We start from the raw sequence: 22,363 nt of genomic DNA, 5'->3' as shown, positions 1-22,363 counted from the left end.
ACTGTTCTATCGTTGGGTATCCCTGTTTTCGGCAGCGCGGTTTGCGCTGGGTTGAGTGGGCTCGATCATAATGAAATCTATACGTATTGCTTTGTTGGATGATCACGCGGTTGTTCGACATGGTCTGGCCAATACCCTGGCGGCCGAGGCGAACTTTGAAGTAGTAGGCATTTATGAGCGCAGCCGCGACCTGATTGCCGGTCTCGCCACAGCGCCTGCAGACTTGCTGCTACTGGATTTCTCCCTGAGTCCCGAGGAGTTGGACGGCGTGTCATTGATCCGTGCCTTGCGAGTCAAGTTTCCTGCTAGCCACATCCTTGTGTTGTCCACCCATCACGACCCGGCGACCGTGGGCCTGGCCATGCGTGTCGGAGCCCGCGGGTTTGTCGGCAAGGGTGAGGACATGGACCAGTTGGTCAAGGCCATCCGCAAAGTGGCGTCGGGGGCGGTGTACCTGAGTCCTGACATGACCTATCGCCTGGCCGAAACCGTCACCAGTGATACCCGCAAAGGCCCTGGCGAAGTGCCCGACGCCCTGATCCTGGCGGAGTTGACCAGTCGCGAGCAGGAGGTCATTCGTTGTTACCTGGCGGGCATGACCATCACTGAAATTGCCGAGAAGTTCAATCGTAGCATCAAGACCATCAGCACCCAGAAAACCTCGGCGTTTCGCAAGCTGGGGGTTACGTCGAACAACGAACTGTTCAAACTCAACAAAATCATTGGCTCGCCATGAGGCGGTGGTGGCTGGGGGGCGTGCTGTTGTGGTCGCTTGGAGGGACCGTCTTCGCTGCTGGCCCGGTTCAACTGAGCGAGCAGGAGCAGCGCTGGATACAGCAGCATCCGGTGTTGCGGGTGGGCGTGGTCGAAGACCTGATACCTTTTGAGTACATGCGTGATGGCACCCTGCAGGGACGCTCAGCGCATTACCTGCAATTGGTGACCGATGCCACCGGCCTTGAATTCACCTATGTCCCGGGAAAGACCATTGAGATACGCGAGCAAATGCTCCTCGATGGCCAGGTGGATCTGCTGTCCTCTTACTTGCGTTTCAGGACTGAGCCGGCCACCAAGGGCCTTGCCTTGCTGACCTACCAGACCACCTCGCCGATCATCGTGACGCGCTTCGAAGACCCGGATATTTTCGACCTCGACCAACTGCATGGCAAAACCGTGATGGTTCCCGACGTGGATCATTACGAAGAGATCGTCGGAGCATCAGGGATCGAGGTCACGCTGATCAAAAGCAAATCGGCCCTGGAGATGCTGACGCGCGTCCGGGACGGCAGTGCTGACGCGGTCGTTGCCACGGAAATCTTCCTGATGCCTTATCTGTACCGCCAGTTCCAGGGCATCCTGGAGGCTTCAGGTGTGGTCGGCAGCCAGATGCTGGATGTCAGCATGGCGGTTCGCTCGGACCAAGCGCTGCTGCATTCGATCCTCGAAAAAGTCCTGGGCTCAATCACTGCCGAGCAACGCAATGAGATGTACGACCACTGGTATCACGACCTGGGTCTGGATGTTCCAACCCTGGTTGCCATCTCCAGCCACTACTGGCATGTATTGATCATGGGGGCGTTGCTGCTGGCCAGCCTGTGTGTGCTGGTCTATCGCGGCCATCTCCGGTGGCGTCAGGCTGTGCGCAACGAGCAGGAAAAAACCATGTTTCTGGCGGTCATGGGCCATGAAATCCGTTCGCCTATGAATGCCGTGCTGGCGGCCATGGAGTTATTGGGGCACACCCGGCTCAATGAACAGCAGCGCCACTTTGTGCACCTTGCCAATGGCGGCGCCAATGCGTTGGTGCGTTTGCTGGATAACGTGCTGGACACGCCAGGCTCGGGTGCGCGGGCGTTGCGCCTGAGCATTGAACCGACCGATGTGACGGCGCTGGTGCAGGGTGTAGTTGGCTTGCACCGCCTGCGCGCCCGGGAAAAGCACCTGAGCCTGAATGTGAGCATCCACACCGCGCTGCCCTTGCTGTTACTCGACAGCTCCCGCCTGACGCAGATTCTTCATAACCTGCTTTCCAATGCCATCAAGTTCACCGATGCCGGCGGTGTCGACATCAAGCTGTGCCTGTTGGCCCTACCGGCCGGTGGTCAACAGTTGCAAGTCAAGGTGCGCGACACCGGGATCGGTATCAGCGAAGCGGTACAGGCGTCGTTGTTCCGGCCATATGCCCAGGCCAGTCAATCCTACAAGCGCTCCGGTGGTACCGGGCTGGGCCTGGTGATCTGCCAGCAACTGGCGAGCTTGATGCAGGGGTCGTTCACACTCAGTAGTGAGCCGGGGGTTGGCACGACCTTCATCCTCTGCGTGCCGGTAATGTTTGCCCCCCAGACTGCTGAACCACCGCAGGTTCAGCAGTCCGCGGCAGAGGCCGAGACGGACGGCCTGCAAATCCTGGTCGTGGAAGACACCCTGGCCAACCAGGAAGTGCTGCGGGCGCAGATCGGCGGCTTTGGCTGCGAGGCGGTGATCGCCGCCGATGCCGCCCAGGCCCACAGCTTGTTCGCGCAGCAGGCCTACCAATTGATTCTGATGGACTGTGACCTGCCGGACCAGGACGGTTACAGCCTGGTTCGCGAACTGCGTGAGTTCGAGCGCGGCTTGGGGCGTCCACGCTGCCCAATCATTGCCATTTCTGCCCTGACCGGTGAACAGCACCTCAAACGTTGCATGGATGCTGGGATGGACGCCGTATTGAGCAAGCCGATACGCCTTGGGCAACTGCGTGAAGTGATCGAGCGCTGGTGCGACGTCACCCTGGCTGCACCTCGTGCGAGCCTGATGGCCCCTCAACTGGATCAGGCGGCGATCAATCGGGAGATGGCCAGTGACCTGGGGAGCCTGATCAAGGCCATAGCGCTCTGTGACCGCCCCAGCGCCGTCCACGTTGCCCATCGTCTGCACGGTGCTGCGCTGATTATGGAGTGGCTGGCCCTGGGCCAGAGTGCCGAGCATCTGGAGCGCCTGCTGCGTGCGCAGGAGGGCTGGGATTGCCCGGCCTACGCCCAGGCCCTGCGGGCGTTGGTTGAGCATTGGCGGGCCTTGGGCGGGGATGCTCCCCTGGAAGTGCTGCCGCCCGCGCGTGCCACGCGGGTGACCCAGCGATGAACGCCAAATTGCTACGCCTGCTGCTGATAGCGTTCGTGTTGGGAAACCTGGGCATCGGGGTGCAGGCCGGCCCGACGCCGCTGGAGTTGACCCAGCAGGAGCGTGATTGGATTGCCGCCCATCCGGTGCTGCGTGTTGGCGTATTCGATAACTTGCAGCCTTTTGAATACATCAGCAATGGCCAACTCAGAGGGTTGTCAGCCAAATACCTGGGGTTGATTGCATCGCGCACGGGCTTGTATTTCGAACCCGTCACCACCACTACGCGCAGCGCCCGCAAGGACATGCTGATCAGCGGCGAAGTCGATATCTTGTCCACCCGGCGCCGGGACGATGACCCGGCAAAGGATCTCGGGCTGCGTTACACCACGCCCTACAACACCAGCTCGACCGTTATGGTCAGCCGTTTTGGCGATCAACCGTTTGCCGACTTGGAGCAACTCGCCGGCAAGCGGGTGGTGATGCTGGGGCGTGAGGAGGATTACGTCGCTTTTTTGAAGCGTAAGGCCCCGGGGATAACCATTGTTTCAGCCCTGAATGCGCTGGACATGATGGCGATGGTCAAGGACGGCCGCACGGACGCGGCGATTGCTTCGGAATGGCTGCTGATTCCCTACCTGTCCCGCCAATATCATGGGGTACTGCAGATTTCTGGGGTGCTGCCGTTGCTGCATACCGGTGTGAGCATGGCAGTACGTGACAGCGATGTGCTCCTGCTGTCTATTTTGGACAAGGTGCTGGCGTCCATCAGCGGCGAAGAGCGCAAGGCGATCTATGACGCCTGGTTTGTGGATATGGACCTGGATATTCCCACCGTCAAGGCCATTGCCGAGCACTACCAAGGTGAGCTGTGGTTGCTGCTGGCCGTGGTGGCAGTGCTTGTCGGACTGGTCGTGCAAAGTCGCCTGCAACGGCGCCAGGCCATGAACAGCGAACGGGAGAAGGCGATGTTCCTGGCGGTCATCAGCCATGAAGTGCGTTCGCCGATGAACGCAGTGCTGGCCGCCGTGGAACTGCTGGAGCACACCCCGCTCGATGAGCAGCAGCGACATTTCACCAGCTTGGCCAATAGCGGCGCCAATACCTTGCTGCGGCTGGTGGATGATGTGCTGGATATCTCCAAGATGGAAGCCGGGCAACTGGCCCTCAATCTTGAACCGGTGGACCTATGGGCGCTGGTCTTGCGGATAGTCGATGAGCATCGAACGCAAGCACAGGAAAAGGGCATTGAGCTCCTCGTCACCGGCGAGCGTCCCGGCGCCCCATTGTTGCTGGACGAACTGCGTCTGGCGCAGGTGCTGCGCAACCTGATCTGCAACGCCGTCAAGTTCACCGCTGTGGGCCGGGTAGAGGTGCAGTTGCAACAGCTGGAAAAGCCTGCGGTCGAGGTGCGACAGCTGGTGATCCGGGTCATCGATACGGGCATAGGCTTGTCCAAGCAGGCGCAAGCCTCGCTGTTCCGACCGTATGCCCAGGCCAAGCAATCCTATCGGCGCACTGGCGGTACCGGCCTGGGCCTGGTGATCTGCCGGCGCCTGGTCAGGTTGATGCGCGGCAGGTTGGTGCTCAGCAGCTTGCAGGGGGTCGGTACCCAGGTCGAGGTGCGGTTGCCAGTTGAGCGGGCTGTTTCCCCGCAACTGCCGGCACCTGAGCCTGCGCCGAGCGCGGAATCGGCTAACGGTTTGCAGGTGTTGGTGGTGGACGACTCGCTACCCAGTCGGCAAGTGTTGCAGGCACAACTCGACAGCCTTGGTTGCGCGGCGCTGCTGGCGGCTGATGCTGACCAGGCGGTGGCGTTGTTCAGTGCGCACCGGGTCGGTATGGTGCTGATCGACTGTGACTCGCCAGAGGGCGACGCCGAGCGCATGGTCAGCGCGTTTCGTGAGTCGCAGCTCCAACAGGAACGCTCATATTGCCCGATCATCGCGCTCTCGCAATTTAGCGGGAATGAATACCTGCAACGTTGTTTCGATGCCGGTATGGATGGTGTACTGAGCAAACCGGTCCAACAGGCCATGTTGCAGCAGATGATTGAACTCTGGTGCGAAGTAACCCCGGCGCCGCAAGTTGCAGAGTACCTGGAAACTCCAGGGTCGCCGGAGGCTGTGCGCCAGGAACTTAACCGCCTCATAGAACTACTTGCCTTGCGCGATCGCGGCATGGCGCTGGAGGCGCTACACAGACTGCGCACTGCCGCGTTGGACGTCGGCTGGGAGGACTTCGCGGCCACCGCGCAGCGTATCGAAGTGCTGTTGCAGGACGAAGTGAACTGGCCAGCAGAAGCGGTTGCGGGCCATGCCCGTAGCCTGCTTGAGCACAGGGCCGGGCTTCCCTGCGGAGCCTAGGTAGAGTAGGGGCTTCACAGCAGGACAGGTTGATCTGGGAATGATGCAATCGCCGCGAATTGCATGCCCTGCCGCAACATCTGCCTCACCGCCTCGATAAAACTCGATGGCGGCCACCGGTTGTTCGCTGCTTCTGCATTGATAAACATTGCAGCGCCTGTTTTTAGGAGTGCTCCTATAGACGGGTTACTAATGTTTTTCCATTAAATAGTGCAGTGCGACAGTAAGTTTTATAGTGGTTTTAATTGTTGGGAATTTTCCGTGCTCAATTGTTTTTCAGAGCACTCCTATATTGAGTTCGATGTGGGCTCCCTAAACTTAGCCCCGCAACAGCACAGAAGCTCTCCGATAAACGGAAGCTTTATAACTTACTGTAGAACATCGCTCTCTCGGAGTTACTCATGAATTACAAAGCCCGCGCCCTCGCTGTACTGGTCGCTGCCACCGCCTCTACCATTGCTCTGGCTTCAGACGGCAAAATCGATTTCAACGGCGAACTGAAAGCCGAAACCTGCAAGGTTGCGGTTAACGGCGCGGCTGGTGCGAGCCCGTCGACTGTCACGCTGCCAACCATCTCTACCGCTGCCCTGGGAACAAAAGGCCAAGTGGCAGGCCAGACCGGTTTCAATATCGAGCTGAGCGATTGTTCTGCCGCGCTGAAAACAGCTGCTGCATTCTTTGAGTCGAGCGGCAGCGTTGATGCAACCAGCGGCAACCTGAAGAACGTGAGCGGTACTGCCACCCAGGTTCAGCTGCAATTGGTTGACGCAACCAATGGCAACGCGATCAAGGCCGGCAACACTGCGCAGGTCACTTCCACCAGCCGTATTGCCATCGATGCAACCTCCAAGGCCGCCATCCTACCATACGCTGTCCAGTACTACGCTCAAGCCCCGACCACTCCGGGTACCGTAGTTGGCTCCGTGACTTACTCCATCAATTATCAGTAAGTCGCCGCTCATGGACACACGCCCTGTTCAACAACAAAAGGGCGTGCTTCCAGGCAGCAACGGGATTACGTAATGCCTTGCACATCTGCCCTCAGACAATTGCTCCTGGCAAGCCTTGTGACACTGACGTGTTCCCAGGCTATCGGGGGTGTAGTGATTACCGGAACCCGCCTGCTCTACCCGGCGGACCAGAAAGAAATCACGGTAAAACTCAACAACAACGGCACGCAGCCAGCGCTGATCCAGTCGTGGATCGACACCGGCAGCGTTGAGTCGACTCCGACCAGCTCCAAGGCGCCGTTCCTGCTTTCACCGCCGGTGGCGCGCATCGATCCGACCAAGGGCCAAAGCCTGCGGGTGTTGTTTACCGGGGCTCCAATGGCCCAGGACAAAGAGTCGGTGTTCTGGCTCAACGTATTGGAAATTCCACCCAAGCCCGAGGCGGGTGCAGATATCAATACGCTGCAAATGGCATTCCGTTCGCGGATCAAATTGTTTTATCGCCCGACCGGCTTGCCAGGCACTGCCAGCGAGGCGATCGAGCAGGTGCAGTGGCAATTGGTGCCCGCACGCGATGGGCAAGGCTTGGCCTTGCAGGCCTTCAATCCGTCGGCGTTCCATGTTTCGCTGATCGAGTTGGAACTGGTGGCTGGCGCCCAGCGTGAGCGCAGTGAAGACGGCATGATCGCTCCGGGTGAAACCCGCCAATTTGTGCTCCCAACGCTCAAGGTCCGACCGGCTGCGGGTGCTCAGGTGGAGTTCAGCGCTATCAACGATTACGGCGCACTGATCCCGACCCGTAAAGCACTCAAGCCCTGATTAAACCTCAAGTTTTTTAGTCGCGAGTCATTTATGTCGACCTCTTCCAGCTGCAGGCTTTCTCTGCGGGCGCGGCCTTGCTTCGCCTTGAATCCGCTCTCTGCCTTGATCCTCAGGGTATTGGCCATCGCCCCTGGTGCATGGGGTATACAGGGTGCGCTGGCGCAAGAGGTGCAGTTCAATGATGCGTTCCTGCCTGAAGACTCGCGCAATCTCGACTTGGGCGCCTACCAGACCGGCAACCCGGTGATGCCCGGGCAATACCGTGCAGACGTAGTGCTTAACGGCCAGTTGAACAGCCGCCAGGACATTCGCATCGACGCCCAGGCCGACGGCAGTAAGCCGGTGGTCTGCATGACGCGTGGCTTGCTTGAGCGTCAGGGTGTGGAGATGAGCAAGCTGGCGCCTGAAAGCACTTTGGCGCTGGACAGCCAGGGCTGTGCCGCCGTGGGCAGTCTGATCCCGGGTGCAACCGCGAATTTTTCACCGGAAAACCAGGCCCTCGACCTGAGCATTCCCCAGGCGGCGCTGCGGCGCAATGTCCGAGGATACGTCAGCCCGGAACTGTGGGATCGCGGCGTGACCGCAGGCATGCTCAGCTACAGCTTCAATGGCAGCCGTAACCGTACCCGCAGTGGCAACTCTGACTCGGCATTCCTGGGCCTGCACACCGGCCTCAACCTGGGTGACTGGCGCCTGCGCCACAACGCGTCGATGAGCTGGCAGTCACGTCAGGGCAATAATTACCAAGCACTGGACTCCTATGCGCAACGCGACATCACCGCGTTGAAAAGCCAACTGACGGTGGGTGAGTCCAACACCACCGGCGAGATCTTCGACACCCTGTCCTACCGTGGTGTGCAACTGGCCAGTGACGACCGCATGCTGCCCGACTCCATGCGCGGCTATGCCCCGGTGATCCGTGGGATTGCCCGCACCAACGCCCGTGTGACCATTCGCCAGGCCGGCAACATCCTGCTGGAAACCACCGTGGCTCCCGGGGCATTTGTGATTGATGACCTGTATTCAACCGGCTATGGCGGCGACCTCAGTGTCAGCGTGGCGGAAGCCGACGGCACCGAGCAGAACTTCATCGTGCCCTATGCCTCGGTCAGCCAGTTGCTGCGCCCCGGTACCTCGCGTTTCAGTCTGACCGCAGGCGAGACCCGCAATAACTACGTCGACAAGCAATCGCGCCTGCTACAAGGCACTGTGCAATATGGTCTGAACAATACGTTCACCGGATTTGCCGGGATGCAGTCCAGCGATGACTACACCGCCGTGCTCACCGGCCTGGCGTTTGGCACGCCGATCGGTGCCATGGCCATCGACTTGACTCACGCCCAGACCGACCTGGCCACTGGTGCCGCCAAAGGGCAGAGCATGCGGGTGTCCTACAGCAAAAATGTGCTCAGCACGGGCAGTAACTTCACCGTTGCGGCTTATCGTTTTTCTACCAGCGAATACCTGGACTTCAGTAACGCCATGCAACTGCTCGATGCCGAGAAAACGGGGTGGGACACCAGCATGTTCGGGCGCCCGCGCAGTCGCTTTTCGGTCACCGCCGACCAGAGCCTGGGGGAGTGGGGGCAAGTGGCAATCAGCGGCTATGCGCAGAACTACTGGAACCTGCCGGGCAGTGATTTGCAGTACCAGTTCAGCTACAGCAAGCAGTTCAATCGCATCAGCTTCAGTGTGAACGCCAACCGCAGCCGCATGGGCCTGGGGGACATGGAAAACAGCTTTTTGCTGACCATGAGCATGCCTCTGGAATTTGGCGGTCCAGGCTTCAGCCCGCAAATGACCGCACAGGTAGGACGTGACTCCCAAGGCAACTACAGCGAGCAGGCCGGCATCAGCGGCACCGCTGGCGAGGACCGTCAATATGGCTACGGCGCGACGGTCGGCCATGACGGTGCCAGTAACAGCAAGAGCGCGGCCCTCAATGGCCAATACACCGGCGCGCGCGCCATGCTCAGCGCTGCCCTGGGACGCGGTGATGGCTACACCAGCGCCTCGGTGGGCGCGAGCGGCAGCGTGGTGGCGCATGCCGATGGGGTGACCATGACTCCTTATCGCGGTGAAACCATGGCGGTGGTCAGTGCCCCGGGTGCGCAGGGGGCCAAGGTGTCCGGCTACCCTGGCCTCAAGCTCGACAGCCGCGGCAATGCCGTGGTGCCGTACCTGCGGCCATATGAGTTGAACGAAGTGGCAATCGACCCTATTGGTAGCTCGCTGGACGTCGAGCTCAGCGAAACCAGCCAACAGGTGGCCCCGCGCGCCGGTGCGGTGGTGCACCTCAAGTACACCACCAACCAGGGCCGCGCAGTGTTGCTCAACGTACGCCTCGACGATGGCAGCAGCCTGCCCTTTGGTGCTGGCGTGACAGATATCGACGGCACCTCGGTCGGCGTGGTCGGGCAGGGTGGCCAGCTCTACGCACGGATCAAGCCGCAAACCCGTCAGTTACTGATCAACTGGGGAAGCAAGACCCATCAACAGTGCGCACTGGTCATCCCGGCGGGCCCCGGCGAAGGGCAGCAATTGCAACAGGTAGACGCGGTTTGTGCGGCCGGTAAGCAAGTCGCTGGCAGCGTGCAGCCCAACACTCTTCAAAAGGTACAGTTATGAATATTGGCGCTTTGATCAAGGCGGGCCTGGCCGTCGCGGCATTGTGGGCGGCGGCGGGGACGGCCATGGCGGTCACTTGCACCTACATGGAGGGTATCCAGCCGGCCGTGGGCTCCATGCCATTGCAGATTTCGGCGATCACTATCGGGCGCGATCTGCCGGTGGGTACCGAGGTATATCGTCAGCGCTTCAGCATGGCTGCGGGCCAGGCGCCCAAGCTTGAATGCCTCTATGCCCCGTATCAGCAGTGGACTGAGATGACAGTCGACTCCAGTTATGCCATGGCCAATGTGTCCAGCGGGACCTACGCCAACAAGGTCTATAGAACCAGCATTCCGGGGCTGGGGGTTGCCTTCAACAGCTCGGGCGGCCTGCTGCCAAGGCAATCTGGCAAGGCATGGACCACATGCGCATCTGGCTACAGGTGTGTGGTCCCATTTGACGGGCCTTCGAACTTTGAGCTGGTCTTGATCAAACTGGGCGATGTAACGCCTGGTGTATTGGTGGGCAGTACGTTGCCAGTCGTCAGTCTGTTCGGCAACTTCGGCGATGCGAGAATGCGCGGCTTCAGTATGGGGATCTCCGGCAATATCCAGATTGTCTCGAGTACCTGCCGTACACCGGATGTCTCGGTGCCCATGGGCTCTCATCTGACCTCCAAGTTCACCGGGCTCAACAGCAGCACGGGCTGGACGGATTTTTCCATCGCTTTGAATGACTGCCCGGCGTTCAACGGGATCTATACGACAACGGGGCCGGCCTGGTCATCGCAAAGTGGCACGTCGCCTCCTGGTACGAACGTCAATAGTGGCTCTCTGGTGCGTAACACCCTGCAGTACCGCATCGACCCCGCGCGTACGGCGATCAACACGAATAACGGTGTACTGAGCCTCGACCCTGGCGCCACGGGCAGTGCGCCCGCCGCCACAGGGGTTGGCGTGCAGGTGCAGAACCGCAACGGCAACTCGGTCATCCTTGGGGCCAACCAAAGCAGCGGCCTCACCCTGCGCCCCAACGAGGGGAGTTATACGATCCCCTTGCGCGCCCGCTACCTGCAGACGGCGAGCAAGGTAACCCCCGGCCCGGCGAATGCCTCGGCGACGTTTACGATTATTTACCAGTGATTGCTCCTGCTAGGTCTGCGTCAGAACCGATCCAGCCGATAGGCCGCCAATGCCGGCAATCCCAGGGGCTGGGGCAGGTAGATCGGCGATACCAGCTGGGCGACCAGCTCGGCGGTGACGGCCGCTTGCGTCAACCCCAAATGTTGATGCCCGAAAGCAAGCAACACTCTGCCGTCGCACACCCGGTCGATGATCGGCAGCGAGTCCGGCAACGACGGCCGAAAGCCCATCCACGGCGTGGCGTCCTCAGCGCTCAGTTCGTCACGCAACAGGCCGCGGCTGAGCCGGTGCAACTGCCAGGCGCGCTGCATGTTTGGCGGGCGGTCGAGGCCGGCGAATTCCACGGTGCCGGCCAGCCGTAGCCCATCGCTCATGGGCGTCATGATGAACTTGCGTTCCAGTGAGGTGACGGCGAAGGGCAAGCGGTCTTGTTCATGGGGCAGCATCAGGTGATAACCGCGCTCGGTGTCCAGGGGCACCTTTTTGCCGGTCAGCGCCTGGGTGAGCCTGGCCGAGTGTGCGCCGCAGGCGATCACCACCTGGCGTGCGGCCAATCGGCCCTGGTCGGTGATCAGTGCAACGCCCTGGTTCTGAAGCTGGCCGTCCTGGACCTGGCGCTTGAGAAAGGTCACGCCGCTGGCCTTGGCGGCCTCGACCAGTTCGCACACCACGCGATACGGATCGAGGAAATGCCCGGTGCGGGGAAAGAACAAGCCCCCCTGGATCCGCTCGCTCAATTGCGGTGCGGCCTGCTGCACGGCGTCGGCCGACCAGCAGTCCACCGGCACGTTCTGCTGGGTCATGCGCGCTTGCAAACCCTCAATTGCTTGCCGCGATTCGGCACGCTCGAACACCAGCAGCGAGCCGTCCTCGCGCATCAACTGGGGCCGGTCGATGTTCGCCAACAAGCGCTGCCAGGCGCCCAGGCTGCTTTCGTTGAGGGCACGGATACCGGCGACCGTGCGCTGGTAGGCGGCCGGGCGCAGGTTTAACAATAGGCGAGCAAACCAGGGCAGCGCACGGGGCAGGTATTTCCAGTCCAGGCGCAGCGGGCCCATGGGGTCCATGAGCATCGCGGGCAGGCGCATCAGGATCGACAGGTCGGCGATGGGGAACACCTGTTCGGTGGCTAGATGCCCGGCATTGCCGAACGAGGCGCCCATCCCCGGTTCCTGCTGGTCGATGACCACCACGCGCCGGCCCTGGTGCGCCAGTTGCAGCGCGCAGGCGACGCCGATGATGCCGGCGCCGACCACCGCGATGTCGATCTCGGGTTGACGATTGTCGAGCATGATCAGGCTTCTCTCTGGCCGTCGAGCAAGCGTCGCAGCCGCAGCGGATTGCCTTGTTTCAGTGCGTCGGGCAGCAGGCTGTCGGGGAAGTCCTGGTAGCACACCGGCCGCAGGAAGCGCAGGATCGCGGCGGTGCCGACCGAGGTCGAGCGCGAGTCCGAGGTCGCGGGGAAGGGCCCGCCATGCACCATGGCATCACACACCTCGACCCCGGTCGGCCAGCCGTTGACCAGCAGCCGGCCAGCCTTGCGCTCAAGTGCCGGCAGCAATGCCCGTGCCTGTTCAACATCGCCCTCATCCAGGTGCAGGGTGGCGGTCAACTGGCCTTCGAGGTGCTCAGTCACTTGGCGCATTTGCGCGTTGTCGGCGCACTGCACCAGGAGCGAGGCGGCGCCGAAGACTTCGGCCTGCAAATGCGGGTTGGTAAGGAAGTCTTGCGCGTGGGTAGTAAACAGCTGCGCCTGGCATTGGTTCGGCCCTTGCGCCGGCAACCCGCTGGCCAGGCAGTGGGCATGCTCAGCCAGTGCGCCGATGCCCGCCTCATAGGCCTGGAAGATGCCCGGTGTGAGCATGGTCTGCGCCGGGCTGCGTTGCAGCAAGTCGCTGGCGAGGCTGACAAACTGCTGCAGTTCCGGACCTTGAACCGCAATCACCAGGCCGGGGTTGGTGCAGAACTGCCCGGCGCCCTGGGTCAATGAGGCAACAAACCCTTGTGCCAGCGTTTCGCCGCGCGCCTTGAGGGCGCCCGGAAACAGGTACACCGGGTTGATGGCGCTCATTTCCGCGTACACCGGAATGGGCTCCGGCCGTGCCTGGGCCGCCTGGCACAAGGCGATACCGCCACTTTGCGAACCGGTGAATCCCACTGCCTTGATCCTTGGGTCGCTGACCAGGGCAATCCCCACTTCGCGTCCGGAACCGTACAGCAGGGAAAACACGCCCTCGGGCAGACCACACTGCTTCACGGCACGGGCCAGCGCGCGGGCCACCAGTTCGCTGGTGCCGGGGTGGGCGCCGTGGGCCTTGACGATCACCGGGCAACCGGCGGCTAGGGCTGAAGCGGTATCACCGCCGGCCACCGAGAACGCCAGCGGGAAGTTACTGGCGCCGAATACGGCCACCGGGCCCAGCGGCACCTGGCGTTGGCGCAGGTCGGCACGGGGCAGGGGCTGGCGGCCTGGTTGGGCGCCATCGACCCGCACGTCCAGCCATTCGCCAGCGCGTACGGTGCGGGCGAAGGTACGCAGTTGCTGGCAGGTGCGGCCCCGTTCGCCCTGAATCCGCGCGTGGGGCAAGCCGGTTTCGGCCACGGCACGCTCGATCAGTTCATCGCCGAGGGCTTCGATTTCGCTGGCGATGGTTTCGAGGAATTCAGCACGCGCCGCCAGGGATGTCTCGCGGTAGCTGTCGAAGGCTGACCACGCCAACGCGCAAGCCTGGGCCACCTGCTCGGTGGAACCGCCGGGATAGGCCGGTTCCAGCGCAGCATCGGTGGCTGGGTTGATCGCACGGATGGCTGTGCGGGTGCCGGGAATGGAGTGCTGACCGATCAGCATATTGCCTGTCAGAGTCATGGCCTGTTCCTGAAAAAAGAAGGGACGCCGCTGTGTAGCAGCGGCGTACGAGCAGTCAGTCGACGTTCTGTTCTGCCGACCAGTTGGCGTACCACTGGCGGAACAGCGCGTACTGGTGCTCGGCATACCGGCGCTGGGCATCGCTGAGCACATCGCTGTCGTTGAAGTGCAGGCTGTATTCCAGGTCGCCATTGAGCACCATCAGGTGCTTGTAATAGAGCACCAGGTCGCAGCCCTCATCGAAGGACGACAGCACCGCCAGCGCCGCTTCCAGCTCCCGGGCCTGGCGCCGGGCCTTGGCATCGCCCTTGGCGGCCTTCTTACTCAGGGCCACCAGTTGCAGGACTTCCCGTGGCAGGGCGTTGCCGATGCCAGTGATCGCGCCGGTGGCGTTGCAGTTGACGAAACCGTGCACCACCTGGGTATCGACACCGACCATCAGGGTCACGTCATCGTCCTTGGAGGTGATGTGTTCGGCCGCATAGCGCAGGTCGGCACCGCCGCCGAACTCCTTGAAGCCGATCAGGTTCGGGTACTCGCGACGCAGTTCAAAGAACAGGTCGGCGCGGGTGGCGAAGCCGTAGTAGGGGCTGTTGTAGATCACCGACGGCAGGTTCGGTGCGGCGCTGAGGATCGCCGCGAAGTGGGCCTTTTGCGCAGTGGCCGAAGCGCCACGGGACAGCACCCGTGGGATGACCATCAAACCGTGGGCGCCGACCTTGGCGGCGTGGGCGGCATGGGATATTGCTTCACGGCTGTTGACCGCCCCGGTGCCGACAATGGTCGGGATGCCCGCAGCCACCAGGCGCGCCACGCCTTCCTGGCGCTGGGCTTCGGTGAGCAACGGCCAGTCGCCCATGGAGCCGCAATACACCACGGCGCTCATGCCGATGTCGATCAGTTCGCGGCCCTTGGCGACCAGGGCGTCGAAGTCCGGCTGACGCTCGGCGGTGCACGGGGTCATCAGGGCAGGGATGCAGCCGGTGAAAATGTTATCGCTCATGGTTCTATCTCCTTGGAAGGGTCTGTTGTAACGCTGCCGGGTGCTCAAATGCCCCAGGCGAAGGGGTCCTGTTCGTCGATCAGCAAGGTGCTGTCGGCGGTCATATAGGCGCGGCCGGTGATGAAGGGGCGGATGCGTTCGCCCTCCCATTCAAAACGGCCTTCGAATTGGCTGGCGGTGATGCTGGCTTGTACCCAGGGCTCACCGGCCTGAAGTTTTCCATCGGCGGCCAGGCAGGCCAGCTTGGCGCTGGTACCCGTGCCGCAGGGCGAGCGGTCGTAGGCCTTGCCGGGGCACATGACGAAGTTGCGGCTGTCGGCCTGGTCGTCATCGGCGAACAGTTCGATATGGTCGATCAACGCGCCGTCTGCGCCATGGATGCCTTGGGCTTCGAGGGCCTTGAGCATGGCCCAGGTGAAGTCGGTAAGGACCTCGACATTGGCCATGTGCAAATCCTGGCCGTGCTCGGACACCAGGAAAAACCAGTTGCCGCCCCAGGCAATATCGCCGTAGATCCGGCCATGCCCCGGTACATCCACGGGCACCTGCTGGCGATAGCGATAGGCGGGCACGTTGCGCAGGGTGACCGCGCCGTCCTCATGCAGGGTGGCGCTGACTTGGCCCACCGGCGTGTCGATGCTGTGCACCCCTGGCGCGATGCGGCCCAAGTAGTGCAACGAGGCAATCAGGCCGATGGTGCCGTGGCCACACATGCCGAGGTAGCCGGCGTTGTTGAAAAAAATCACCCCGCAGGTGGCCCCCGGCGAGACCGGCTCGCGGTACAGCGCGCCGACCAGTACATCGTTGCCACGGGGCTCCAGCAGGCAGGCGCGGCGCCATGGGTCGTGCTCGGTGCGCAGGCTCTCGAGCTGCTCGGCGATGGTCTGGCCGGCCAGCTGCGGGAAGCCATTGATGATCAGGCGCGTCGGTTCGCCGCCGGTGTGGGAGTCAATCACATGCAGTCGTTTCATCCAGCTATTCCTTGGTGATTGGCCAATTACGCGTTCGCCGGGTGCATGCCGGTAGTGGGCAGCACGGCTTCGCTTTCGTCGTCTTCGTGTTCCAGTTCTACCAAGTGCGCCGGCACGCCGGTGGCCGCACCCCAGTAGTAGATGCCCATGGCGCAGGCGGCGACGACCAGGGTGTCGAAGGGATGGCTGAGCACGCCCAGGCCGCCGAAACTGCCGAGTTTCGACAGCACCATGGTCACGGCGTAGAAGCCGATCAGCCACGCGCTGGAGCGCACTTGCTGGGCGATGCTCAGGTGCTGGGTCGGCACCAGGCGGCGGCACAGCAGGTACACCACAAACATCACGATTTGCAGGCCCAGCAGCCAGGACACGGTGTTCCAGCCCGACCAGTAGACGATCAGCGCGGCGATGATGAACGACAGCGGGCCCAGCACACTCATCCACTTGACCCGGAACGGGCGCGGCATGTCCGGCGCATTGCGTCGCAACGCAGCCACGCACACCGGGGCCACGGCGTAGCTCAACACCAGGGCGGCGGACACCACATTGATCAGCGCCTCCCAGGACGGGAACGGCAGGGTCCAGAACACCGACAAGCCAAAGGTCAGCCACAACGCCGGGCGCGGGATGCCGGATTTCTCATCAATACGCGTGAAAATCTTGAAGAAAGTACCAGTCTGCGCCCAGCCATAGATCACCCGTGGCGTGGCATTCATATAGATATTGCCGCAGCCGCTGGGGGAGATCACCGCGTCGGCCACCACCAGGTAGGCCAGCCAGCCCACGCCCAGGGCCAGGGCGATATCGCGATAGGGCAGGGCCAGTTCCTTGCTGATGCCGGCCCAGCCATTGGCGAGCATTTCGGTGGGCACGCCGCCGAGGAAGGCCACTTGCAGCAGCACATAAATTGCCGTGGACAGCAGCACCGAAAGGATCAGGGCAATGGGAATGGTGCGTTGTGGGTTTTTCACTTCGCTGGCCACCGAGATGATCGGCGTCAGCCCCAGATAGGCAAAAATCACCCCGCCGGCGGACACCGCCATTTCAATCCCCGACAGGCCGAACGGCGCGAACCCCTGGGAGTGGAAGTTGGCCGGTTTGAAGAAGGTGAACAGCACGCCGATCACCAGCAGCGGCACGATGAACTTGAAAATGCTGACCAGGTTATTGGCGATGGCGAAGGTCTTGACGCTGCGGTAATTGAGCACGAAAAACAGGCAGAGCAGGCCGAACTGCACCAACCAGCCGAGGGGGGTGGGGTCGCTGGAGCCAGCCTTGGTCAACTCGGGAAACCAGGCGGCGGCATATTGCCTTGCGGCAACCACTTCAATCGCCACCAGGCTGGAAAACGCGATCAGCGTGATAAAGCCCATCAGGTAGCCCAGCAGCGGGCCGTGGGAATACACCGGGTAGCGCACCACGCCCCCGGCACGGGGCAGGGCGGCGCCCAATTCGCAATACACAATGCCCAGCAACAGCACGGCAAAACCGCCGAGCAACCAGGAAAAAATCCCCGCGGGGCCGGCAATGGACGACACGTGACTGGCGGCAAACAACCAACCGGAACCGAAGATGGCTCCCAGGCCGATAAAGGTGAGGTCGATCAGAGACAGCTGTTTCTTGAACTTGCCTTGGGCTGACATAGCGGCGCCTTCTTGTGGGTTATTGGATAGGCATGCAGTGGCGCTACAGTGAACCCATCGGCGCGCTGGCGATTGATGTTTTGCGCGGCTATTAATGACGAATTCAGCACAATTGCCAGGTGGGCAACGGCGCTCGACAGGGCCCCGGCCATCGGGCAATCTGCTGGCCCGGCGAGGCGATAAACGAGGCGGTGAGCGGCATGATGCACAACGCGTTTGCAGCCCTGTGCCAGGGCGATGAGCAGCGCCCCCACAGCCTCGAACAGTTGCTGGCGGGCGTGGCCATGCTGTTGCCGATGCTCGACGTGATCCCCAATGCGACGATGTTTATCAAGGATGTGCAGGCGCGCTATGTCATGGCCAACCACACCCTGGTGCAGCGCTGTGGCTTGAAAGACCGGCGCCCGTTACTGGGCAAGACCAGCGCCGAAGTGTTCCCCGCGCAGTTGGGGCCGGGCTATACCGAACAGGATCGGCGCGTACTGGAACAGGGCCTGGTACTGGAGGACCAACTGGAGTTGCACCTGTACGGCAGCCGTGAACCCGGTTGGTGCCTGACCCACAAATGGCCGTTGTATAACCGTGAGGGGGCGATCATCGGCTTGGCTGGGATTTCGGTCGACCTGCAATCCGCCAGCGAGACCCACCCGGCCTATCAGCGCCTGGCGGCGGTGGACGAACACATCCGCGCCCATTTCAACCAGCGCGTGACCCTCGGCGAACTGACACGCATCGCCGGCATCTCGGTGGCGCAACTGGAGCGTTACTGCAAGCGCGTATTCCACCTGACACCCCGGCAGATGATCCAGAAAGTGCGCCTGGAACATGCCCATCGCCTGTTGCACACCGAGTTGCCGATCACCGAAGTGGCCCTGCAATGCGGCTACACCGACCACAGTGCATTCACCCGCCAGTTCAAGGCGTTGACTGGCTTTACGCCGCGTCAGTATCGGCAGGCCACCAGCTAAGGAGTGGGCGCAAGTCCCTTTGACAGATGGCTTGCCAGCGATAGCGGTGGGTCAGCCAACATCAACCCCAGCAATGCCGCCGCCATCGCAGCCTCGCCGGGGCTCGACAGCTCCCACCTCGATCTTCAGGGTTTGGAAGATTGCGTTTCAGCTGCCATCGCAGGATGCATACGGTGCTCAATGTGCTGAAGATCCAAGGTGGGAGCTGGCTTGCCTGCGATAGCGGTAGCTCAGCCAACATCAACCCCAGCAATACCGCCGCCATCGCCGCCATCGCCGCCTCGCCGGGGCTCGACAGCTCCCACCTCGACCTTCAGGGGTTGGAGGATTGCATTTCACTGCCACCGCAGGATGCATACGGTGCTCAATGTGCTGAAGATCCAAGGTGGGAGCTGGCTTGCCAGCGATAGCGGTGGGTCAGCCAACATCAACCCCAGCAATGCCGCCGGCATCGCAGCCTCGCCGGGGCTCGACAGCTCCCACCTTGATCTTCAGGGTTTGGAAGATTGCATTTCACTAACACCGCAGGATGCACACGGTACTCAATGTACTGAAGATCCAAGGTGGGAGCTGGCTTGCCTGCGATAGCAGGGGATCAGCCAACATCAACCCCAGCAATGCCGCCGGCATCGCAGCCTCGCTGGGGCTCGACAGCTCCCACCTCGATCTTCAGCGGGTGGAGGGTTGCATTTCAGCTGCCACCTTGGATCTTCATTGCTGCAACTGAAGGGCCTCACGCTTGAAAAAGCGCTTCTGCTCAAATGGAATCTCTTCGCGGTCGGCGTAGGGTGCGCTGTACCAGTTGCCGTAGGTGGGATTCGGCAGCAGGAACCAGCGCTGGCCGAACCAGCCTGTATAGGGCTCGACCGCCCGGTGTTGGGCGGCCAGGGTGTTGTGTTCGGCCTGGACGAAATCCCCCAGGGAATCCCCGACCATCAACAGCACCCGCGCCTGGCTGGCGACCCACTGGCGGCGGCAGTTTTTGCCGTAGCCGGCCTGTTCGCAATGGCCGGTCGGGGTGGCGGCCGCCAGTATTTGTTGGTTGCTGTCCACCGGGAAACCACGCAGGCGCAGGTTAGCGACCGTGGCCTGGACCTGGCTGTGTTCGCGGTTGGTCAGGTAATACACTTTGATCCCGCGTTGCTGCGCCGCCTGCACAAACGCCACGGCGCCGGGCAGGGCCTGGGCCTTGGCCTGGTCGACCCAGGTGTTCCAGCGATCATAGGAGTAGACCTGGTTGTTGATGATGTCCCGCGCGTTGAGTGGCACGTTGTCCAGCAGGGTTTCGTCGATATCGACGATCACCGCCGGCGGCAGGCCGCTGAGGTTGCGTGGGGCAAAGGGCAGGGCGTCCCAGTCCTTGCTGGCCAGGGCCACGTCGAGCTGGCGGGTGGCGTTGGCAAACACCTGGCGATAGATCAACTCATGCTCGATGGAGGTTTGGGTCCAGAGCACCGCATCCAGTTGGTCGTTGGCCGGTGGATGCTGTTGGCAACCGACCAATAGTGAAGAGAACAGGCAGATGCTGGCGAAGGTGAGATTGCGCATGAAAGGCTCGGCCTCAAGAGTGAAGGGGCGCTCAGGGCCAGCACATTAGCCTAATCGACGAGGTTTGTGCGTGACCTGCGTATGATCCGCGGCTTCCAACCGCAGACCTCTTCAAGGATACGGCCCATGCGCCTGCGACAACCTCTGCTTGTTCTTTCCCCGCGCTGGCTCGGCTTGGGGGCTGCCCTGACGTTCAGTCACCTGGCCCAGGCCGAGGAGGCGCTGCAGTTGGCGCCGCTGCAAGTCACCAGCACCGAACTGAGCGAAGGCGAAGCGGCCCAGGCGCAACTCAAACAGGTACCCGGTGGGACCAACTACGTTGACATGGCCAGCGTCGAGCAGGGGCGGGTCAGCAGCAATGAAGACGTGCTCAAGTACCAGGCCGGCATCTATGCCAAGGCGGCGAATAACGAAGGGGTGAAAATCTCCATTCGCGGCTCGGGCATCAACCGTGGCCCCGGCAGCCATGCGTCCGGCCTGTATGAAACCATCGACGGCCTGCCACTCACCGGCCCCGGCGGCACGCCTTATGAACTCAAGGATCCGCTGTGGCTCAGCCGCGTCGAAGTGCTGCGCGGTGCCAACGGTTTCGACCGCGGCGCACTGGCCCTGGGCGGGGCGGTCAACTATGTCACCCGCACCGGCTACGATGCGCCCAAGTTGCGCGTGCGTTACGAGGCCGGCAGCCATGGATATGCCCAGCGGGAAATCAGCTCCGGGCAAGTGCTGGGCGATGCCGACTATTACATCAGCCTGACCGACACTGACTACGATGGCTTCCAGCAACAAAGCGCCGGCAGTGGCAAGGGCGTGGCGGCCAACTTCGGCTACCGGTTCAATCCGGACCTGGAAACCCGCTTCTATTTGCGTTACCGCGAAACCGCCAACGACAGCCCCGGCAAACTCACGCGCCAGCAGATCGAGCACAGCCCGCGTGCGGCCAATGCGCTCAATTTGACGCGCGACTCCAAGCGCTTGCAGCCGGGTTCTACCTGGATCGCCAACAAGACCACGCTGCAGTTGGACGATAACTCCCGCGTCGAGGCGGGGCTGGTGTACCACGACTACCCCATGGACCTGCGCGAAGGCACCAACCGGCTCAAGGTGGCGTATACCGATATCAGCGGCACCTTGAACTACATCCGCCAGGACACCCTGCTGGGACGCGACAGCAAGACCACGGTCGGCCTGCGCACCACCCAGGGCCTGCCCAATAACGGTGTGTCGGAGTACGTGCGGGTGCCCACCGGTACCACCGCCACCTTCGCCCCCGGCACCAAGACCCGTGACTACAGCTACCTGGGGTCGGATACGGTGCTGCACGTGAGCAACGACCTGGAGCTGCTGCCTGATCTGTGGCTGACCACCGGGCTGGCGGCGATCTATACCCGTCGCGAAACCGAAGTCACCTATCCCGAGACCCATGCCCCCTTGAGCACTCATGCCTGGGACTATGCCCCGCGCGTGGGCCTGCGGTATGACTTCAACCCGCAATTGCAGGTGTATGGCAACCTGAGCCGCTCGGTGGAGCCGCCGCATGCCTGGTCGATGATCTGGGGTTCCAATAAGTTCTTTGCCAAAGATGTTAATAGTCCGGCTTCAGGCTTGGCCCGCGAAGGCGTGGAACTGCAAAACCAGACCGCCACCACCCTGGAAGTGGGCGGACGCGGCGAAGCCTGGTTCGGCCAATGGGATCTGGCGCTGTATCACTCGCTGGTGCGCCATGAGTTGCTCAGCGTCGAGACCCAGGCGGCTCCGCCCAACCTGTCGCAGGTGGTCGCCGAATCCAACGCCAGCCCGACCATTCACCAAGGCCTGGAACTGAGCCTCACCAGCCCGTTGTGGGAGGGCGGCAACACTGGCCGCCTGGCCCTGCGCCAGGCCTACACCTACAGCAACTTCCACTACCGCGACGACCCGCGTTTTGGCGACAACACATTGCCTGGTATCCCCAAGCACTATTACCAGGCGCAGGTGCGCTACAGCCATCCCAGTGGCTTTTTCAGCAGCCTCAATGGCGAGTACTCCTCGCGGGTGGCGGTGGACTACGCCAACTCCTACTACGCGCGAGCCTATGGCTTATTGGGCGCCACCGTTGGCTATGACGCGCCGAAGCACGACTGGCAAGCCTGGGTCGACCTGCGCAACCTGACCAACCAGCGCTATGCCAATACCGTGACCCCGGGCTATGACGACCATGGCAAGGATATGGCGCGCTCGACGCCGGGCGATGGCATGGGCGTGTATGCCGGGGTGTCCTGGAGCTTGCGCTAAGCAGGCGAACCCCTCGCCATAAGTCGGGCCTCCTGCACCTGTGCGGGACGGCTGGTCTGGATGTGCCTGGGGTTCGTTGCCGAGCCCTTGCCCTGCCATCG

Annotated in this window: 16 protein-coding genes; 9 read left to right on the top strand and 7 right to left on the bottom strand. The window is 62.0% G+C overall.

The window, feature by feature from the left end; translation table 11 throughout:
- Window positions 1-70: 70 nt before the first annotated feature.
- Genes HBR93_RS19800 through HBR93_RS19790 form a run of 3 tightly spaced genes read left to right on the top strand, consistent with a single transcriptional unit; the run spans window position 71 to window position 5,465 of the window.
- On the top strand, window positions 71-736 hold the full coding sequence (locus tag HBR93_RS19800; RefSeq protein WP_169960910.1) for a response regulator transcription factor: 666 nt from the start codon (window positions 71-73) through the stop codon (window positions 734-736).
- On the top strand, window positions 733-3,120 hold the full coding sequence (locus tag HBR93_RS19795; protein WP_169960909.1) for an ATP-binding protein: 2,388 nt from the start codon (window positions 733-735) through the stop codon (window positions 3,118-3,120). Before HBR93_RS19800 ends, HBR93_RS19795 begins: the two co-directional genes overlap by 4 nt.
- A complete protein-coding gene (locus tag HBR93_RS19790) occupies window positions 3,117-5,465 on the top strand; it encodes a transporter substrate-binding domain-containing protein (RefSeq protein WP_169960908.1) in 2,349 nt (782 codons plus the stop codon). Before HBR93_RS19795 ends, HBR93_RS19790 begins: the two co-directional genes overlap by 4 nt.
- 14 nt (window positions 5,466-5,479) lie before the next feature.
- Here HBR93_RS19790 and HBR93_RS27035 read toward each other — a convergent pair whose 3' ends face one another.
- Window positions 5,480-5,614, bottom strand: a complete 135-nt coding sequence (locus HBR93_RS27035; RefSeq protein ID WP_258571518.1) for a hypothetical protein — start codon at window positions 5,612-5,614, stop codon at window positions 5,480-5,482.
- A gap of 252 nt (window positions 5,615-5,866) precedes the next feature.
- Here HBR93_RS27035 and HBR93_RS19785 point away from each other — a divergent pair, with 252 nt between their 5' ends.
- The 4 genes from HBR93_RS19785 (at window position 5,867) to HBR93_RS19770 (ending at window position 10,989) form a co-directional block, all read left to right on the top strand.
- A complete protein-coding gene (locus HBR93_RS19785) occupies window positions 5,867-6,415 on the top strand; it encodes a fimbrial protein (RefSeq protein ID WP_169960907.1) in 549 nt (182 codons plus the stop codon).
- 153 nt (window positions 6,416-6,568) lie between these two features.
- Entirely contained in the window at window positions 6,569-7,234 is a 666-nt protein-coding gene (locus HBR93_RS19780) for a fimbria/pilus periplasmic chaperone (RefSeq protein WP_307830297.1), read from the top strand.
- 171 nt (window positions 7,235-7,405) lie between these two features.
- Window positions 7,406-9,865 (top strand): fimbria/pilus outer membrane usher protein, encoded by a 2,460-nt coding sequence (locus HBR93_RS19775; RefSeq protein WP_337993588.1) that lies wholly within the window; start codon window positions 7,406-7,408, stop codon window positions 9,863-9,865.
- Entirely contained in the window at window positions 9,862-10,989 is a 1,128-nt protein-coding gene (locus HBR93_RS19770; RefSeq protein ID WP_169960905.1) for a fimbrial protein, read from the top strand. The genes HBR93_RS19775 and HBR93_RS19770 overlap by 4 nt, the downstream gene beginning before the upstream one ends.
- Before the next feature lie 20 nt (window positions 10,990-11,009).
- On the opposite strand, the gene HBR93_RS19765 is transcribed toward HBR93_RS19770, so the two are convergent.
- Genes HBR93_RS19765 through HBR93_RS19745 form a run of 5 tightly spaced genes read right to left on the bottom strand, consistent with a single transcriptional unit; the run spans window position 11,010 to window position 17,472 of the window.
- Window positions 11,010-12,281 carry an FAD-dependent oxidoreductase gene (locus tag HBR93_RS19765; RefSeq protein WP_169960904.1) on the bottom strand — a complete coding sequence of 424 codons (1,272 nt, stop codon included), beginning with the start codon at window positions 12,279-12,281 and terminating at the stop codon, window positions 11,010-11,012.
- Window positions 12,282-12,283: 2 nt separating this feature from the next.
- Entirely contained in the window at window positions 12,284-13,855 is a 1,572-nt protein-coding gene (locus HBR93_RS19760; protein ID WP_169960903.1) for an aldehyde dehydrogenase (NADP(+)), read from the bottom strand.
- A 55-nt stretch (window positions 13,856-13,910) separates the two neighbouring features.
- Window positions 13,911-14,858: a dihydrodipicolinate synthase family protein gene (locus tag HBR93_RS19755; protein ID WP_057441006.1), complete on the bottom strand. Its 948-nt coding sequence runs from the start codon at window positions 14,856-14,858 to the stop codon at window positions 13,911-13,913.
- A gap of 44 nt (window positions 14,859-14,902) precedes the next feature.
- Complete coding sequence (locus HBR93_RS19750) at window positions 14,903-15,829, bottom strand: 4-hydroxyproline epimerase (RefSeq protein ID WP_169960902.1); 927 nt, start codon at window positions 15,827-15,829, stop codon at window positions 14,903-14,905.
- 26 nt (window positions 15,830-15,855) lie between these two features.
- Entirely contained in the window at window positions 15,856-17,472 is a 1,617-nt protein-coding gene (locus HBR93_RS19745; RefSeq protein ID WP_120733440.1) for an APC family permease, read from the bottom strand.
- A gap of 200 nt (window positions 17,473-17,672) precedes the next feature.
- On the opposite strand from HBR93_RS19745, the gene HBR93_RS19740 reads away from it, so the two are divergent.
- On the top strand, window positions 17,673-18,440 hold the full coding sequence (locus tag HBR93_RS19740) for an AraC family transcriptional regulator (RefSeq protein ID WP_169960901.1): 768 nt from the start codon (window positions 17,673-17,675) through the stop codon (window positions 18,438-18,440).
- Window positions 18,441-19,151: 711 nt separating this feature from the next.
- Here the strand turns inward: HBR93_RS19740 and HBR93_RS19735 are convergent.
- Window positions 19,152-19,988 (bottom strand): HAD family acid phosphatase, encoded by an 837-nt coding sequence (locus HBR93_RS19735; protein WP_169960900.1) that lies wholly within the window; start codon window positions 19,986-19,988, stop codon window positions 19,152-19,154.
- 126 nt (window positions 19,989-20,114) lie between these two features.
- Between HBR93_RS19735 and HBR93_RS19730 the strand changes: the two genes are divergently transcribed.
- Window positions 20,115-22,262, top strand: coding sequence for a TonB-dependent receptor (locus tag HBR93_RS19730; RefSeq protein WP_169960899.1), 2,148 nt, complete (start codon window positions 20,115-20,117; stop codon window positions 22,260-22,262).
- Window positions 22,263-22,363 lie beyond the last annotated feature (101 nt).

The sequence above is a fragment of the Pseudomonas sp. WS 5411 genome, assembly GCF_012985595.1.
Lineage (GTDB): Bacteria > Pseudomonadota > Gammaproteobacteria > Pseudomonadales > Pseudomonadaceae > Aquipseudomonas > Aquipseudomonas shahriarae.
The sequence above is the reverse complement of the archived record's forward strand: the minus strand, read 5'-3'. Positions and strand labels throughout refer to the sequence as shown.

Coding starts and splice junctions, on each gene's coding strand:
- HBR93_RS19740 (WP_169960901.1), top strand. CDS start 17,673: ATGATGCACAACGCGTTTGCAGCCCTGTGCCAGGGCGATGAGCAGCGC.
- HBR93_RS27035 (WP_258571518.1), bottom strand. CDS start 5,614: ATGTTTATCAATGCAGAAGCAGCGAACAACCGGTGGCCGCCATCGAGT.
- HBR93_RS19790 (WP_169960908.1), top strand. CDS start 3,117: ATGAACGCCAAATTGCTACGCCTGCTGCTGATAGCGTTCGTGTTGGGA.
- HBR93_RS19755 (WP_057441006.1), bottom strand. CDS start 14,858: ATGAGCGATAACATTTTCACCGGCTGCATCCCTGCCCTGATGACCCCG.
- HBR93_RS19745 (WP_120733440.1), bottom strand. CDS start 17,472: ATGTCAGCCCAAGGCAAGTTCAAGAAACAGCTGTCTCTGATCGACCTC.
- HBR93_RS19765 (WP_169960904.1), bottom strand. CDS start 12,281: ATGCTCGACAATCGTCAACCCGAGATCGACATCGCGGTGGTCGGCGCC.
- HBR93_RS19750 (WP_169960902.1), bottom strand. CDS start 15,829: ATGAAACGACTGCATGTGATTGACTCCCACACCGGCGGCGAACCGACG.
- HBR93_RS19770 (WP_169960905.1), top strand. CDS start 9,862: ATGAATATTGGCGCTTTGATCAAGGCGGGCCTGGCCGTCGCGGCATTG.
- HBR93_RS19760 (WP_169960903.1), bottom strand. CDS start 13,855: ATGACTCTGACAGGCAATATGCTGATCGGTCAGCACTCCATTCCCGGC.
- HBR93_RS19730 (WP_169960899.1), top strand. CDS start 20,115: ATGCGCCTGCGACAACCTCTGCTTGTTCTTTCCCCGCGCTGGCTCGGC.
- HBR93_RS19785 (WP_169960907.1), top strand. CDS start 5,867: ATGAATTACAAAGCCCGCGCCCTCGCTGTACTGGTCGCTGCCACCGCC.
- HBR93_RS19795 (WP_169960909.1), top strand. CDS start 733: ATGAGGCGGTGGTGGCTGGGGGGCGTGCTGTTGTGGTCGCTTGGAGGG.
- HBR93_RS19735 (WP_169960900.1), bottom strand. CDS start 19,988: ATGCGCAATCTCACCTTCGCCAGCATCTGCCTGTTCTCTTCACTATTG.
- HBR93_RS19800 (WP_169960910.1), top strand. CDS start 71: ATGAAATCTATACGTATTGCTTTGTTGGATGATCACGCGGTTGTTCGA.